This window comes from Umezawaea tangerina, assembly GCF_003002815.1.
GTDB classification, from domain to species: domain Bacteria; phylum Actinomycetota; class Actinomycetes; order Mycobacteriales; family Pseudonocardiaceae; genus Umezawaea; species Umezawaea tangerina.
Map to the genome: position 1 here is coordinate 310,770 of NZ_PVTF01000009.1, position 15,276 is coordinate 326,045.

Here is a 15,276-nt window from a genome sequence, read left to right on the forward strand (position 1 = left end):
GCTCCCCGGAGAAGTTCTCCGGGGAGCCGCTCCACGTCGCCAGGTGGTGGATCTCAGCCGCAGCCGCCCGCGTGGCTCTCCTCCGACGAGCGCCCGAGGCCGACCGACGTGGCCGACGCGGGCAGCGCGCCCGCCGGGGCGAGCTTGGAGCGGAGGTGGGTGGCGAACTCGTCGAGCCGGTCCATGCCCCAGAAGCGGGAGAACCGGTGCACGAAGAACGGCACGCCGAACACGCCGTCCTTGCAGATCCGCAGCAGGATCTCCACGCCCTCCTCGCGCAGGGCCCTGTCCGAGGCCGCGGTGGACACCGCGACCGGGTCGAGGCCCAGCGAGGTCGCCACGTCCGCGATGACCTCCGGGTCGCAGATGTCGCGCCCCAGCTCCCACCGGGTCCGGTAGACGGCGTCGACGTACTCGCGGCCCAGCCCGGCCCGCCGGGCCACCAGGTAGCCCAGGTGCGGCACCTCCCACACCGGGTCCCGGTCGACCGGCCAGGTCAGCGGCAGGCCGCGGGCCTTCGTCAGCCTGCCGACGTCCTGGAGGATGTAGAAGTGCTTCGCGCGCGACATCGCCGAGTACGGGAACTCCTCACCCCGCTCGGTCAGCATCCGCGTGCTCAGCTCGTCGGGCTCGAAGAACGGCACCCACTCGACGGCCTCGGCCACGTCCGGGTACCTGTCCAGCAGGTCCCGGTAGGCCATCCACGAGTAGGGGCTGCGCAGCGAGAAGTAGAACCTCGGGTTCTTGCTCATGCCGTCCTCCTCAGATGACCAGTCCGCCGTCGACCCCGAAGACCTGGCCGGTGACGTAGGAGGCGCGGTCGGAGGCCAGGAAGGACACCAGGTCGGCGACCTCCTCGGGCGTGCCGAACCGGCCGAGCGGGATCCTCTCGGTCATCCTCGCCACGAAGTCGTCGGCGAGGCCGGCGACCATGTCCGTGCCGATGAAGCCGGGCGCGACGGCGTTGACCCGGATGCCGTACTTGCCGACCTCCTTGGACAGCGCCTTGCTGAACCCGATGATCCCGGCCTTGGACGCCGAGTAGTTGGTCTGCGCGGCGTTGCCGTAGACCCCGGCGACCGAGGACATCGTGACGAGGCTCCCCGCGCGCCGCTTCATCATCGAGAACACGGCGGCCTTGCACAGGTGGTAGGTGCCGTCGAGGTTGGTCCGCAGCACCGCCTGCCAGTCGTCCTCCTTGAGCAGCACCAGCGGGTTGTCCCGCACGATGCCCGCGCAGGAGACCACGGTGTGCAGCGGGCCGAGCTCCTTCTCGGTGCTCTTGACGAACGCCTCGACCTCGCGGCGCTGCGCCACGTCCACCTGCCCGGCGTGCACCGCGGCGCCCAGCGCCTCGGCCTCCTTGGCCACGACCGCGGCCGCGTCGGCGTTGGACTGGTAGCAGAACGCGACGTCGTAGCCGTCCTCGGCCAGGCGGGTCACCACCTTGTGGCCGATCCCGCGCGACCCTCCGGTCACCAGTGCGACGCGCCTCATGCCACCACTCCTCGTTGCGGCCGCAGGACCTCGACCCCGCGACGGGCCATAGTGAACGTGCCGACCTCCAGCACCGTGCGCCCGCCGACCACGCTGTGACCGGCCAGGATCGCGGCGTCGTCGACCTCGCGGACCAGCCGGACGTGGTGGGTCAGCACGTCGCCGGGGTAGACCGGGGCCAGCAGCGAGACGCCGCGGATCCCGGTGATCAGCTCCACCTTGTCGGCCAGCACGTCCGGGTTCGGGCTCTCCCAGCGGGTCAGCAGCACGGCGCACTGCGCCCACGACTCCAGCAGCAGGCCGATCGGGTACGCGTGGTCGGCGTCGTCGGCGAGCCCCTCGTAGCAGGACTCGCGACCGCTGATCGCCTTGTGCGCGACCAGGGTGCGACCGGGGTCCACTTCGGACACCCGGTCGACCAGCAGCACCGGGAACCGGTGCGGGATGATCCTCTTGATCCCCTCGACCCCGGTCACGACGCGCTCCCCGAGTAGCGGAGCTTGACCTCGACGACCGGCCCGGTGCCGGTGGACACCACGGCGGTCACCAGGACGCTGTCGCCGTCGTCGGCGAACGTCGTGGCGATCAGCAGCGAGTCGCCGGGGAACACAGGGCTGAGGAACTTGGCCCGCTGCACCGCGCTCACCCGCATGCCGGGCAGCCGGTCGCGGACGGCCTCGTGCACGTGCTGCACGACGAAGAGACCCGGCAGGATGGGGAATCCGGGGTAGTGCCCGGCGAACACCGGGTCGGCCGGGTCGACGAAGACCCGCGTCCCCTCCTCCACGGCGGTCATCCGGCGAGCTCCAGCACCGCGCACCCGACCGTGCCGTCGCGGTCGACGCCAGTCACCAGCGCGATGCCGCCACCGCCCTTCGCGAGCACGGCGGCCAGCTGGAAACTGGCACCGGCCGCGGAGGTGTCGCCGAAGAGCTGTCCGCAGCGGACGAACTCCGGCGTGCCGCCGTCGAGCGCGTCGGCGACGCCCGCGTCCTCCGCGGTCTCGAACTCGCCGCCCGCGGGGGCGACCAGCCGCACGTCGGCGGCGGACACCCCGGCCTGGGCCAGCGCGGCCCGCACGCAGTCGCCGACGGCCTTGCGCGCGTCGACGGTCTCGCCGAACGCCCGGAAGCGGGTGGCCAGCACGGCGGCGAGCGCCGTGCGGCCCGCGGTCTCGGCGTCGGACTTGGGCTCCAGCAGGAACACCGCGCCGCCCTCGCCCAGCGACGGCGCGACGCCGTCACCGGTGCGGCCGTGCCACTCCAGCCAGGCGCGCTGCACCGAGTACTCCTCGGCCGCGCCGAGCAGCGCCCGGTCGCAGTGCCCGCCGCGGTAGAGCCGCATGGCGTAGCTCAGCGCGAGCAGACCGGTCAGCGCACCACCGGCGATGGTGGTGTTGGGGCCCTTGATGCCGTGCCAGATGGCGCTCTGCCCGGCGGCGCGGTTCATCACCGTGTTCGGGAACAGCGCCGGGTCGACGTGGTAGGGCTTGGCGCCGGTCAGCGAGTCCTTGGTGAAGTCCATGATGGACTGCACGCTGCCGGACCCGGTGCCCAGCACCAGGCCGACCCGGTCGGGCTCGGCCAGCAGCTCGGGACCGCAGTCGTCGATGAGCTGCCCGACGGCCGAGACCGCGATGGCGGTGACCCGGTCCATCGTGCGGGTCCCCTTGCGGCCCAGCGCTCCGGCGGCGGTGAACTCGGGGACCAGCCCGGCCCGCGGGTACGGGCCGGGGTAGGTCTCCTGGTCCAGCTCGGTGGTCGCGTCCCGGCCCGCCACGACGCCCGCGGCGAAGGCGTCGCCGCCGATGCCGTACGGCGACACGGCGGACCAGGCCGAGAAGACGAGTCGACCCGTGCGGTCGACGGGAGTCGTGGCGGTCATGGGATCAGACCGTTCCGCGGCCGGAGATCACGCCCGCCTTGCCGGTGAGCGCGTCGGTGAGCCGGTCGTCGAAGTTGACCAGGCTCCAGTCCTTGCGGTTCTCGATCACGGCCCAGCCGTGGGTGATGCGGCCGGTCGCGGTGGGCACGAGCACGCCGTCGCGCAGCACGTAGCAGTCCATCCGGGCGGTGAAGGTGTAGCGCTTGAAGACGTTCTCGACGGTGAAGACCGTGTAGAGGGTCTCCTCCATCTTCGCCTCGGCCAGGAACGTGATCCGCGAGTGCGGCACGACCGGGATCCAGTTCTGCTCGTCGAGCAGGGTCTTGATGGAGACGCCGCGGTCCTCGACGAACAGGTCCAGGATCTCCTCCATCTGGCGGAGGTAGCCCGACATCTGCACGCGCTCGGTGAAGTGGCAGTAGAAGTACGGCATCCGCCACGCCCAGCCGAAGGCGTTGCGGCCCGCGGTGAGCAGGTCGAGCGGGTCGGCGTCGCCGACCGGGATCGGCACGACGGCCTTGTCCTCGGCGGAGATCGAGGCCACGACGTGCGGGAGCAGCTCGGCGGGCGCGTCCTCGGCGTCGAACCCGTGCGGGTCCAGGCGCAGCGACACGGACACCTTCGACTTGACGGCCTTGACCGGCTTGCCGCGGTCCACCGTGAACTCGACCGACAGCCGCAGCTCGGGGCCGTCGTGCGCCACCTCGCGGACGGTGGCCGTGGCCAGGTCGTCGATGTGGAACGCGGTGAGGATCTTGGTGTCCAGGTCGGTGATGTCGGTGCACAGGCCGTAGCGCTCGTAGAGCGCGCCCGCCGGGAACCCGCGCTGGCGCAGGTGGTCCAGCACGGCTTCCTCGACCATGTAGTTGACGTGCTTGAAACCGATCCAGGTGCAGATGTTCGAGCCCTCGTAGCGGGGCCGGATCTGCGACATCGTCAGGTGTTCGGGGGTAGCGGTCTGGCTCACGTCAACTCCAGGCGTCGTCGAGGAAATCGCGGATCAGCGCCGCGACCCGGTCGGGCTGTTCCAGCATCGGGAAGTGACCGCAGCCGTCGAGCAGCTCGAACCGGCCGTGCGGCAACGACTTCGCGAGTGCTCGCCCGTCCTCGGGGCGGGCGGCGATGTCGTCGACACCGGACAGCACGAGCTGCGGTGCCCCCACTCCGGAGAAGTCGAGGAACGGCGACCGCAGGTAGGTCTCGAACCACCGCATCCAGCCGTAGGGGCCGACCTGGTCGCGCAGCGCGCGGGCGAGCCACGCACGGCGCCTCTCCGGGAAGCGGGCGGTCTCGCCGACCCGCATGGCCTCTTCGAAGGTGCGGTGGAAGTCGTTCAGGTAGTACGAGATCGTCGACCAGTCGAACTCGGCGGACGACGACCGGTGGAACGGGCAGAGGAGCACCGACGGCCGCGCGGGCACGCGTCCGTCGGCATAGGCCTCGGCGAGCAGGGTGGCGCCGAACGAGTGCGCCACCACCACGTCGTGCTCAGGGCGCACCGCGTCCACGACGAGCCGCACCGGGTCGGGGTGGTGGGCCCACGTGCCGTCGGACATGCCGTGCCACGGCTGCTCGACGTTGGTGACCTCGACGCCGTCGGGCAGCGCCGCGATCATCGGGTCCCACACGGCGGGCTTGCCCGCGAGCCCGTGCAGCAGCAGGACCTGGACCATCAGACGGCGTCCCGGTACCGACCGAGGATCAGCACCGCGTTGTTGCCCGCGAACGCCAGCGCGTTGTTCTGCACGACCTCGAGCTGGGCCTCGCGCGCCACGTTCGGCACGCAGTCGACGCCGCACTCGGGGTCGGTCTCGACGTGGTTGATCGTCGGGGGGATGAACCCCTCCTTGATCGCGAGCGCGCAGGCCGCCGAGGCGAGCGCGCTGGCCGCGCCCATGGTGTGCCCGAGCATGCCCTTGATGGAGATGGTCGGCGGCGGCGTGTCGAAGACCTGGCGGATGGCACCGGACTCGGTGACGTCGTTGGCCTTCGTGCCGGTGCCGTGGGCGGAGATGAAGTCGACGTCCTCCGGCTTCACGCCCGCGTTGCGGTGCGCCAGCTCGATGCACCGGGCCAGGCTGTCGCGGTCCGGTGCGACCGGGTGGTTCGCGTCGCAGTTGAGGCCGTAACCGAGCACCTCGGCGTAGATGCGGGCACCGCGGGCCAGCGCGGAGTCCAGGCTCTCCATGACGAGGATGCCCGCCCCCTCACCGGTGAGGATGCCCTTGCGGTCGCGTTCGAACGGCTGGCACACCTCGGGTGCGATCGTGCCGAGCCGGTAGAACCCGGTGAACGTCTTGCGGCACACGGCGTCCGCGCCACCGCACAGGGACACGTCCACGTCCCCGTCGCGGATCGCGTCGAAGCCGTAGCCGATGGCGTAGTTGCCCGCCGCGCACGCGGTCGGGATGGTGACCGCCTCGACGTCGGTCAGGCCCAGCTCGCGGACGATGCTGGAGGACAGCCTGCCCGCCGTCGAACGCCGGGCGACGACCGGGTCGAGCCGTTCGGGGCCCTGCTCGACCTGGACGCCGATCAGGTTGTCCAGGTCCCGCGACTCGGCGTCGGTCGTGCCGACCGACACCAGCGCCCGGCGGGCCCGCACCTCGTCCAGCGACATGCCGGCGTCGGCGACGGCCATCCGGGCCGCGGCCGCGGAGAACTGGCTCGCCCGCCCCAACTCCTCCGGCTCCGCCCGCTCCAACCAGTCCGCCGGATCGAACTCGTCGATCTCGGCGCCGTTGGAGTGGGCGAACCCGGTGGTGTCGAAGGACGTGATCGGCTTGACGCCGCTGCGACCGGCCCGCAGGCCCGCCAGGAACTCGGTCACGCCGATGCCGATGCTCGTGACCACACCCAGACCGGTGATCACCACTCGGCGGGGTGACTGGCGCTCTTCGTGCATCGTCTGCTCCAACCGGGCCGAGGGGCTACTTGGCGGCTGCTGCTTCGGCCACGACGGCGATGACGCCCTCGAGGTTGACCATGCGGGTCAGTTCGGCCTGGTCGATCTCGACGCCGAAGGTGCGCTCGAGAGCGGAGAGGATCTCGATGGCGCCGAGGCTGTCGGCGTCGTGGTCCTCTTTGAACAGGCTGGTGTCGGTCATCTCCGCGGGGTCGATCTCGAGGATTTCCGAGACGATTTCCTTGATCTGTGACTTCTGGTTCTCGTCGATCGTCACGGACTGGGAAGTAGTCATTTGTTTCCTCCACGAACGCAGCTTTTTCCTACCGTTCAAGACTGCGCCCGAGGGCTATATTTGGCCTATGTGCCTGGTCAGCCCACGCCGACGCGCAGCGCGTGCGGGACCTGGAGGACCGGGTCCGCGGTGAGGATCGCGAGGTGCACCTGGCGCAGCAGCGAGCCGGGGTCGATGCCCAGCTCGTCGGCCAGCATGCGCCTGCCCTCCTCGTAGAGCACGAGGGCGTCCGCCTGCCTGTTGCAGCGGTAGAAGGTGGTCATGAGCTGGGCTCGGAACCGCTCCTGCAACGGGTGCTGCCGCACCAGGCGGGTCAGCTCCGGCAGCAGCTGGGCGTGCCTGCCCAGCGCGAGGTCGGCCTCGATGCGGCTCTCGAGGACCGCGATGCGGGCCTCCTCCAGCCGCGGCCCCTCGGCGTCGGTCAGGTGTTCGGAGACCCCCGACAACGCGGGACCCCGCCACGACGACAACGCCGAACGCAGCAATCCGGCGGATTCCTCGTACCGCCCGGCCGCCAATGCGTTCTGGCCGAGCCGAGCCTGTTCCTCGAATTCCCAGAGGTCGAACCGGCAGTTCCCGAGCCGGATGTCGTAACCGCGTGAACGGCGAGTTATGCCGACCTCGTGGAGCAATGTCTTGCGCAGTCTGGACACGTATGTGTAGATCTGCGCGTTGAACGTGGCGGGCGGGTGGTGGCCCCACAGGAAGTCGCTCATCTCCGAGTCGGAGACGGTCCCGTTGTCGGCGAGCAGCAACGCCGCCAGCACCGTGCGCGGCTTCGAGCCGTCCAGCGGCACCTCCTCCCCGTCGTTCAGCACCTCGACCGGCCCCAGGATCCGGAACTCCAGCAACGGACTCACACCCCTCTGCGAAACGATCGACGGCGACGACTGGGCTCCGGGCTTCACAGCAGCACCTGGTCGTGGACGAGGATCGCCTGGTAGAGCTCGCGCAGCGCGTGACCGGGCTCGAGGCCGAGCTCGGCGGCGAGCCGCTTGCGGGTGTGGTGGAAGACGTCGAGCGCCTCGGTCTGGCGACCGTTGCGGTAGAGCGCGACCATGAGCTGCTCGCTGAAGCGCTCGCGCTCGGGGTACTCGGCGGCGAGCTGCTTGAGCTCGGAGACGACGCCGCGGTCCTCGCCGTTGGCGAGCTTGGCCGCGATGAGGTCCTCCCTGGCGCTCAGGCGGCGCTCGTCGAGGCGGGCGGCCTCGATCCGGAAGCGCAGCCCGTCGCCGACGTCGAACAGGGCCGGGCCGCGCCACAGCCGCAGCGCGCGCTCCAGCAGGTCGATGGCCTCGGCGGGCCTGCGGGTGACGCAGCTCGACCCGAGGTCGGCCAGGTCGCGGAAGCGGTACGCGTCGATGGAATCGGCGTCGACGTCGAGCACGTAACCGCTGCCCAGTGTTCGGACCAGTTCATCCCCTGGCCGGTCCGCTACCCCTTCCAACAATTTTCGCAAACGCACCACATTTGCCTGTAGTGCATTTCGTGCATTGCCCATCGTCTTTCCGGCCCACAGTTCCTCGACCAGGCGGTCAAATGGGACGGGCGTTCCAGGAGACAGTGCGAGCAAGGCGAGAAGAGTACGAACCTGCCGGGCAGCGACTCCGATCCGTCGGTCTCCGTGAGCGAGCGCGACGGCACCCAGAATCTGAATCTGCATGGCCAGGACCCCCAAGTCCCTCGGCGGTGCGAAGGTGTACTTCGCCGTTCAACCTTTCTTTACCTCCCGCAGACCTTTCGCGGCCGGTGCGGAGGGTGGTAGAGCGCAGGAATCCAGGCCGTCGACCCACGAATCAGCGGACGGGACGACGACCTGGAATAGTCCTTGTTAAAGCGATCACATGTTGCCTACGCCGCGACGTTGGGGGGAAATATCATTTGGCTCGCGTCGGGGGCACGCGGGCGGTATGCGGCCGAACGGCGCAGCGGACTGGGCCTTGTGCGACAATTCACGTACTGCAACGGCAGTCAGCCAGTTGTTCACAATCCGGCCCCGACCAGCCACGATGGCAGGCCGAAACACATCGCAGAATTATGTTACCGGTCAGTTCCATAATCCGCGCGCAGTCGGACGAGGGCTTTTGCGGTCGTTCGGATGAGCCTCTTCATAGGCGCTGAGCACGGCCTCCGACAGCCGTCCACGATCCGAGACGCTGAACCCCCTGCCGCGGGCCCACGCCCGCACCGCTCGGAGTTCCTCCACGTCAAGGCTGCGCACCGGGCTCGGCCGAGCGCCGCGAGCAGCGGGTTCGGCATCCCGCAGGCCCGAACGGGCGCACAGCGCATACCTCCGGAGCACCTCGCGGAGCCGAGCCGCGTTCGCCGGGCACAGGTCGATCTCGTACTCGACGCCGTCCAACCCGAAACTGATGGTGGCGACACCTTCGGCAGTGCTCCCGTCCAGGTCGTCAACGACCTCGACGGTGACCCTTCGACCCACGTGTTCCGCCCTCGATCCGGCTACCGACCGTCACCCGCCCAGGGCTCCGGGACGCGGGGCGGTCGCGTTCCTGGTGCCGTGGCGAAGCTCCGGGATGTTGTTCGGAACGCACCGTAGCGGCAATGGGATAGGTCGCGAAACACCGTTTCGGCGGACAACCTGAAGTATAGAAGTGCTATAGCGGGCGCCCGGAGCATTCCTTCGCAGATACCGCTCCCGTGGAGGAACCATGACCGCCTCGCAGGCCACCGTGACGCTCGACGAGAACCAGAGGGCGCAGATCAAGGAAATCGTCTCGGAAATCCTCGAGATCGACCCCGCGGAGATGACGGCGACGAGCCTGTTCAAAGAGGACCACGACGCGGACAGCCTCGGGGCCATCGAAATCCTGTCGGCGCTGGAACGCACCTTCGGCATCGAGATCGACCAGGCCGAGCTGACCCGCATGGTCAACCTCGACGGTGTCGTCACCGTGGTCGAGGAAGCGTCAACCGTCAATTAGCCGGCTGTTAACCCCCGAGTGGCCGCACGTCCGGCAGCGGACGCCCGGACCCCGCTCCACCGCAGTCCCGCACGAGGCCGGCCGCCCCGGCTCTCGGCTCCCCGAGAGATGGCGCGGACCCGCGCGTCGACGACCGGTCACCCCCAGCGGGCGCCGACGCCGATCCGGTCCGCGTCATCCTCACCCCTCGGCCCGCCGACCGCCCCCGGCGGCGCCGGAAGGGGGCGGTGCGAAACTGCCGGCCATGGGACTGTTCACCGTCGCCGAGGCGCGGGCCGTGCTGGCCGACCTCATGCCCGTGCTGCACGACATCGTCCGCCTGCGAGCCGACGCCGCGGAGCTCGCCGCCGCGGTGTCCCCCGGCGGCGGACCGTCCCGTCTGGGAGGCCTCCCCGAGTGGAAGGCCGCACAGGCTGAGCTGGACGAACTGCTCACCTCGGTGCAGCAGACAGGGGCCGAACTGAAGGGGTTCGCCCCCCTCCTCGTAGACTTCCCCTCGGACCTTGACGGCGCGCCGGTGCTGCTGTGCTGGTTGGAAGGCGACACCGAGCTCAGCTGGTACCACCGTCTCGACCTCGGTTTCGCAGGTAGGCGCCGGTTGGCCTGAACTCTCGCCGAGCAGAACTCGGCCGGTCCGCCACAGTTGATCGGACCTGGAACGAGGAGCTGCATGACCCCCGAAGTGACCGACGTGCCCGACGTTGTCGACGCCGCCGAGGCGACCGAGGACAGGACCACCTTCGCCGACCTGGCGCTGCGTCCCGAGCTCCTCAAGGCGCTGACGACGCTCGGCTACGAGGAGCCGACGCCGATCCAGCGCGAGGCGATCCCGCCGCTGCTGGAGGGCAAGGACCTGCTGGGCCAGGCCGCGACCGGCACCGGCAAGACCGCGGCGTTCGCGCTGCCGGTGCTGCAGAAGCTCACCGAGTCGGGCCGCCGCACGACCGCCCCGCTCGCGCTGGTGCTCGTCCCGACCCGCGAGCTCGCGGTGCAGGTGTGCGAGGCGATCCACAAGTACGGCCGCGACCTCGGCGCCCGCGTGCTCCCCATCTACGGCGGCCAGCCCATCGGCCGCCAGCTGCAGGCCCTGGAGCGCGGTGTCGACGTCGTCGTCGCCACGCCGGGCCGGGCCATCGACCACATCGGTCGCGGCACGCTGAAGCTCGACGGCCTGGAGATCGTCGTCCTCGACGAGGCCGACGAGATGCTCGACATGGGCTTCGCCGAGGACATCGAGAGCATCCTGCAGGAGACCCCCGAGTCCCGGCAGACGGTGCTGTTCTCCGCCACGATGCCGCCGCGCATCGACAAGCTGGCCCGCCAGCACCTCAAGGACCCGGTGCGGATCACGATCGGGCGCGAGCAGACCGCGCCCGGCGAGGCCCCCCGCGTCCGGCAGAGCGCCTACATCGTGCCGCGGGCGCACAAGCCCGCCGCGCTGGGCCGCGTGCTCGACGTCGAGTCGCCCACCGCCGCGATCGTCTTCTGCCGCACCCGCGACGAGGTCGACCAGCTGACCGAGACCCTCAACGGCCGCGGCTACCGGGCGGAGTCGCTGCACGGCGGCATCAGCCAGGAGCAGCGCGACCGGGTCATGGGCAGGCTGCGCAACGGCACGGCCGACCTGCTGGTGGCGACCGACGTCGCCGCCCGCGGCCTGGACATCGAGCAGCTCACGCACGTGGTGAACTACAACGTCCCCTCCGCCCCCGAGTCCTACGTGCACCGCATCGGCCGCGTCGGCCGCGCGGGCCGCGAGGGCGTGGCCATCACGCTGGCCGAGCCCCGCGAGCACGGGATGCTCAAGACCATCGAGCGGGTCACCAAGCAGCGGATCCCGGTCGAGAAGGTCCCCACCGTCGCGGACCTCAAGGCCCGCAGGCTGGAGCTCACCCGCGCGGCGCTGCACGAGAGCCTGCTGGAGGACCAGCTCGAGGGCTTCCGGGTGGTCGTGGAGACGCTGACCGACGAGTTCGACCTCATGGAGATCGCCCTCGCCGCCGTGAAGCTGGCCCACGAGGCCTCCGGTGCCGCCGCGGACGAGGAGGAGGAGATCCCGGACGTGTCCGCGCGCCTGGACCGCCCCGGCCGCGGGTCCGCCGAGCCCGGCAACCGGCGTGAGCGCAGGCCGCGCACGCCCACCGCGGGCATGACCAGGCTGTTCTTCGGCGCGGGCCGCAGCGCGGGCATCCGGCCGCAGGACCTGGTCGGCGCCATCGCGGGCGAGGCCAAGCTCAAGGGCCGCGACATCGGCGCGATCGAGATCGCGGACCGGTTCTCGCTGGTGGAGGTGCCCGAGTCGGCGGCGCAGTCGGTGATCGTGGCCCTGCGCGGTGCGACGGTCAAGGGCCGCAAGGTGTCCGTGCGCCTGGAGCGCGACCAGCTCGGCTAGCGGGTCACCCTGGTGGGTGCCGCTCGGCACCCACCAGGAATCCCGTCCCCGTCCCGGACGTTCTTGCCGACATGAGCGATGATCTCCAGGCCGGGTGGACCGAGTGGCACGACCGCCGGGAAGCCGAGCTGCGCGGGCCACACGGGTGGCTGAGCCTGGCCGGGCTGCACTGGTTGGACGAACGACCGCGGCGGTTCCCCGGAGTGCCCGGTGAGTGGCGCGTCGACGGCGGTGCCGCACGGGTGACCGCGACCGCCGCCGAAGGGCTCGTGGTCGACGGCCTCCCGTTCGACGGCTCCGCCGAGGTCACCGTCGCCGAGCAGGACTCGACGATCTTCGGTTCCTACGGCGACGTGCACCTGGAGGTCGCCCTCCGGTCCGGCCGCTACGCGCTGCGGCCGCGCGACCCGAACGCCCCGGTGCTGCGGTCGTTCACCGGCGTCCCCGCGTTCGCCGTGCGGCCGGAGTACGTCGTGGAGGCCGTGTTCACGCCGTACGAGGCACCGCGGACGATCGTCGTCGGGTCCGCCCAGGAAGGGCTCGAGCAGGACACCACCGTGCACGGCGAGCTGGTCTTCACCCTCGCCGGCGTCGAGCAGCGGCTGGCCGCCTCCGTCGACGGCGACACCGTGGACCTCCGGTTCAGCGACCCCACCAGCGGCACGTCGACCGCCGAGTGGCGAGCCCTGACGGGCGCGCTGCGCGACGGCCGCGCGGTGCTGGACTTCAACCGGGCCAGGAACATGCCCTACGCCTTCTCGCCCTACGGCACCTGCCCACGACCGCCGAAGGGCAACGTGGTCACCGTGCCCGTCGAGGCGGGCGAGCTGAAGCCCTCCTGAGACCGCTCACCAGAGGTCGCGGCCGGGCAGCGAGGTCCGCGGCACCGGGGTGACGCCGGACTGAGTTTTGGTCTGCACTGAAGCTACTGAGCATCCAGACATTGAGACGGCGGAAAGGCGCCGCCCGGAGGACCCGGACGGCGCCTTTCCCCGTACTGCGCGGAACTACGGGTAGCTGACCAAGTTCGCGACCGTGGGGTTGTTGGGGCCCACCGTCCCGCCGGTGCTGTTGATGATGTTGCGGATCGTGCCCTGGTTGCCGCCGAGGGAGACGGTCACCATGTTGTGGAACTTCACGTTCGGGTTGTTCGGGACCTCGAACGCGTGGGCGTTGACCACGCTGGGGTTGACGTTGAAGAAGCAGTAGCTGCCCAGCCCCCACGCCTCGTGGCTGGTGACCGAGTTCGCGACCTTGTACGCCGCGTAGCCCTGCGTCGAGCCGTTCATGTACGCCGCCTGGTTCGGCGGGTCGTAGGGCATCTCGTTCTGGTAGAAGTACGTCCTGCCGCCGTTGCCGTTCCAGATGGTCTGGTACTTCTGGTAGTGCTCGACGAACAGGCCGTACATCGTCACGTCGTCGCCGTTGACGATCAGCCCGGTGTCCGAGGTGTTGAGGTTCCAGCCCACCCCGTTGCCGGTGCTGTCGCCGTGGTCACCGCGCCAGATCCACATGTGGTCGCCGATGACGTTGTCGCTGTTGATGACGAGGTTCGTCGTGGCCCGGCCGACCACCGCGCCGCCGACCCGGAAGAACACGTCGTTGAGCGAGGTCGGGTTGGCCGCGTGGTTCGCGCTGGACCCGGTCGGGCCGATCTCCATCAGCAGGGTGGAGTTCGTGGGGCCCGCGTCGATCAGGATGCCCGCGATCTTCACGCCGTCGACGTCCGCGACGGTCATCGCGGTCACGCCGTTGTCCGGGATCAGCGTCGCCAGGCCGAGGCCGAGCACGACGGTGTCGGGACGGGTGACCTTGATCGTCTCGCTCAGGTGGTAGACGCCAGGTCCGAAGACCAGGTCCTTGCCGGAGGCGAGTGCGGCGTTGATGGCGCTCGCCGACGTGCCCGGCTTGGCCACGAAGAACTGGCTGATCGGCAGGTTCTGGCCCGCGGCCGCGCCGTTCGTCCAGCTGGCACCGGTGGAGTTGGTGCGCAGCGCCGGGACGAACACGTTGTAGTTGCCCGCCGCGTCGATGTTGAGGAACGGCTTCTCGCGGACCTGCGGGGTCTGCGAGACCTTCGTGTACGGCGGGTTCGGGAACGTGCCCGCGGGGGCGTTGGTGGCGCCCACGAACACCATGTTCCAGTTGGAGCCCGTCCAGCTGCCCATCTCGGAGTTGCGGGTCAGCCACTGCTGCTGCGACCCGGACCGGACCTGGCCGTCGATCTTGCTGTCGGCCAGCAGACCACCGCTGGACCAGCCGCCGTCGTCGAGCGCCAGGTTGCCGCGCAGGTGCATCCGCCGGTACGGCGCCGCCTGCGACACCGCCCAGCGGTCGTTGCCCCCGGTGGGCGTGACCGACAGGTTCTCCGCCGCGCGCCAGAAGTTCTGCGTCGCGTTCTGGTCACCCAGCCAGTCGGCCTCGACGTGCACCGACCCGTTGATGTTCACGTCGTCCGGGTTCTTGCCCAGGCCGAGAACGTGGGTGTAGAAGCCGACGTTCACGTTCGCGTTGTACGTGCCCGGCTTGAACATCAGCGCGTACCGCTGCTGCCCGAACTGGTTGCGCTCCTGCTGGGCGAAGATCTGGTCGACCCTGCTCTGGATCGTCGCCGCCGACATGGACGGGTCGAAGACGATCGCGTTCGGGCCGAAGTCCGGAGTACCGGGCACTGGGGGCACGGGGGTGGTTCCTCCTGCGGGGACAAGGGTGAACGACTGCGCGCTCGACCCGGTGCACCCCCACTGCTGGAGCTGCACGCTGTCGGCCGTGGACGAGCCGGGCACGTCCAGGCACTTCCCGCTCAGCCTGCTGACGAAGCGGTAGGAGCCGCCCGCCTGTTCTACCGCCTGCCATTGTTGGTTGTTCCCACCACCATAGGTCCAGAGGTGGATGAGTCCACCGTCGGCGGTGGACACGTTCGAGACGTCCCACACCTGCGCGGCGTCGCCCCGCGCGTTCACCCTGCTGAACCCGCCGCTGGTGGCCTGGAACTGCCACAGCTGGGCGTCGGTCCCGTTGCAGGTGTACTGCTGGAGCGCCGTTCCGTTCGCCGTCGCGGCCGAACGCGCGTCGACGCACTTGCCGGTCGCCTGGTTCACGACCGTGTACCAGACCGACGGGTCGACGGCGGCGTTCGCGGCGGGCGAGCCCACGGACAGGAACGTGACCATGCCCGCGATCACCGCCAGCACCGCGGCGAAAGCCGTTCGTCGACCGCGCGGCACGCGGCCCTTGGGACGTGGAAGCACTGTGGGAACCCTCCTCGGCCGCGGCGCGCGCGGCGTCGTCACCGACGCGCACGCGAACCGACCGACCCCCTTCGTACTGGGGGCCGACGGGCAGGGACGGGCGTGCC

At 70.2% G+C, this 15,276-nt stretch carries 17 protein-coding genes and 1 pseudogene; 4 read left to right on the forward strand and 14 right to left on the reverse strand.

Going from position 1 to position 15,276, the window contains the following annotated elements:
* Positions 1 to 53: 53 nt before the first annotated feature.
* The 13 genes and pseudogenes from CLV43_RS29540 to CLV43_RS29595 all read right to left on the reverse strand — a co-directional run bounded on the left by CLV43_RS29540 (position 54) and on the right by CLV43_RS29595 (position 9,024).
* Positions 54 to 752, reverse strand: coding sequence for a 2-hydroxychromene-2-carboxylate isomerase (locus CLV43_RS29540; protein WP_106191057.1), 699 nt, complete (start codon positions 750 to 752; stop codon positions 54 to 56).
* A 10-nt stretch (positions 753 to 762) separates the two neighbouring features.
* Positions 763 to 1,497: a 3-oxoacyl-[acyl-carrier-protein] reductase gene (fabG, locus tag CLV43_RS29545; RefSeq protein WP_106191058.1), complete on the reverse strand. Its 735-nt coding sequence runs from the start codon at positions 1,495 to 1,497 to the stop codon at positions 763 to 765.
* Entirely contained in the window at positions 1,494 to 1,973 is a 480-nt protein-coding gene (locus CLV43_RS29550; protein WP_106191060.1) for a 3-hydroxyacyl-ACP dehydratase FabZ family protein, read from the reverse strand. The genes fabG and CLV43_RS29550 overlap by 4 nt, the downstream gene beginning before the upstream one ends.
* Complete coding sequence (locus tag CLV43_RS29555) at positions 1,970 to 2,293, reverse strand: ApeI family dehydratase (protein WP_106191061.1); 324 nt, start codon at positions 2,291 to 2,293, stop codon at positions 1,970 to 1,972. The genes CLV43_RS29550 and CLV43_RS29555 overlap by 4 nt, the downstream gene beginning before the upstream one ends.
* Positions 2,290 to 3,381, reverse strand: coding sequence for a beta-ketoacyl synthase N-terminal-like domain-containing protein (locus tag CLV43_RS29560; RefSeq protein WP_106191063.1), 1,092 nt, complete (start codon positions 3,379 to 3,381; stop codon positions 2,290 to 2,292). Before CLV43_RS29560 ends, CLV43_RS29555 begins: the two co-directional genes overlap by 4 nt.
* A 4-nt stretch (positions 3,382 to 3,385) precedes the next feature.
* Positions 3,386 to 4,348: a thioesterase family protein gene (locus CLV43_RS29565; protein WP_245887078.1), complete on the reverse strand. Its 963-nt coding sequence runs from the start codon at positions 4,346 to 4,348 to the stop codon at positions 3,386 to 3,388.
* Between the two features lies 1 nt (position 4,349).
* Positions 4,350 to 5,054 carry an alpha/beta fold hydrolase gene (locus CLV43_RS29570; RefSeq protein ID WP_106191065.1) on the reverse strand — a complete coding sequence of 235 codons (705 nt, stop codon included), beginning with the start codon at positions 5,052 to 5,054 and terminating at the stop codon, positions 4,350 to 4,352.
* The gene (locus tag CLV43_RS29575; RefSeq protein ID WP_106191066.1) at positions 5,054 to 6,286 is read right to left on the reverse strand and encodes a beta-ketoacyl-[acyl-carrier-protein] synthase family protein; all 1,233 of its coding nucleotides are present in this window, start codon (positions 6,284 to 6,286) and stop codon (positions 5,054 to 5,056) included. Before CLV43_RS29575 ends, CLV43_RS29570 begins: the two co-directional genes overlap by 1 nt.
* 25 nt (positions 6,287 to 6,311) lie before the next feature.
* On the reverse strand, positions 6,312 to 6,563 hold the full coding sequence (locus tag CLV43_RS29580; RefSeq protein WP_245887079.1) for an acyl carrier protein: 252 nt from the start codon (positions 6,561 to 6,563) through the stop codon (positions 6,312 to 6,314).
* Between the two features lie 95 nt (positions 6,564 to 6,658).
* On the reverse strand, positions 6,659 to 7,441 hold the full coding sequence (locus tag CLV43_RS29585; protein ID WP_245887080.1) for an AfsR/SARP family transcriptional regulator: 783 nt from the start codon (positions 7,439 to 7,441) through the stop codon (positions 6,659 to 6,661).
* 44 nt (positions 7,442 to 7,485) lie between these two features.
* Entirely contained in the window at positions 7,486 to 7,968 is a 483-nt protein-coding gene (locus CLV43_RS49525; protein ID WP_245887100.1) for an AfsR/SARP family transcriptional regulator, read from the reverse strand.
* A gap of 6 nt (positions 7,969 to 7,974) precedes the next feature.
* Positions 7,975 to 8,244: pseudogene (locus CLV43_RS49530) on the reverse strand (AfsR/SARP family transcriptional regulator); the annotation flags it as partial.
* A gap of 384 nt (positions 8,245 to 8,628) precedes the next feature.
* On the reverse strand, positions 8,629 to 9,024 hold the full coding sequence (locus tag CLV43_RS29595; RefSeq protein WP_106191072.1) for a histone-like nucleoid-structuring protein Lsr2: 396 nt from the start codon (positions 9,022 to 9,024) through the stop codon (positions 8,629 to 8,631).
* Positions 9,025 to 9,253: 229 nt separating this feature from the next.
* Between CLV43_RS29595 and CLV43_RS29600 the strand changes: the two genes are divergently transcribed.
* The 4 genes from CLV43_RS29600 to CLV43_RS29615 all read left to right on the forward strand — a co-directional run bounded on the left by CLV43_RS29600 (position 9,254) and on the right by CLV43_RS29615 (position 12,760).
* Positions 9,254 to 9,526, forward strand: coding sequence for an acyl carrier protein (locus tag CLV43_RS29600; RefSeq protein ID WP_106191074.1), 273 nt, complete (start codon positions 9,254 to 9,256; stop codon positions 9,524 to 9,526).
* A 244-nt stretch (positions 9,527 to 9,770) separates the two neighbouring features.
* A complete protein-coding gene (locus CLV43_RS29605) occupies positions 9,771 to 10,133 on the forward strand; it encodes a DUF2203 domain-containing protein (protein ID WP_106191076.1) in 363 nt (120 codons plus the stop codon).
* 63 nt (positions 10,134 to 10,196) lie between these two features.
* Entirely contained in the window at positions 10,197 to 11,918 is a 1,722-nt protein-coding gene (locus tag CLV43_RS29610; RefSeq protein ID WP_106191078.1) for a DEAD/DEAH box helicase, read from the forward strand.
* A 71-nt stretch (positions 11,919 to 11,989) separates the two neighbouring features.
* Complete coding sequence (locus CLV43_RS29615; RefSeq protein WP_106191080.1) at positions 11,990 to 12,760, forward strand: DUF1684 domain-containing protein; 771 nt, start codon at positions 11,990 to 11,992, stop codon at positions 12,758 to 12,760.
* Positions 12,761 to 12,925: 165 nt separating this feature from the next.
* Here the strand turns inward: CLV43_RS29615 and CLV43_RS29620 are convergent, their stop codons facing one another.
* Entirely contained in the window at positions 12,926 to 15,091 is a 2,166-nt protein-coding gene (locus tag CLV43_RS29620; protein ID WP_106191419.1) for an RICIN domain-containing protein, read from the reverse strand.
* Positions 15,092 to 15,276 lie beyond the last annotated feature (185 nt).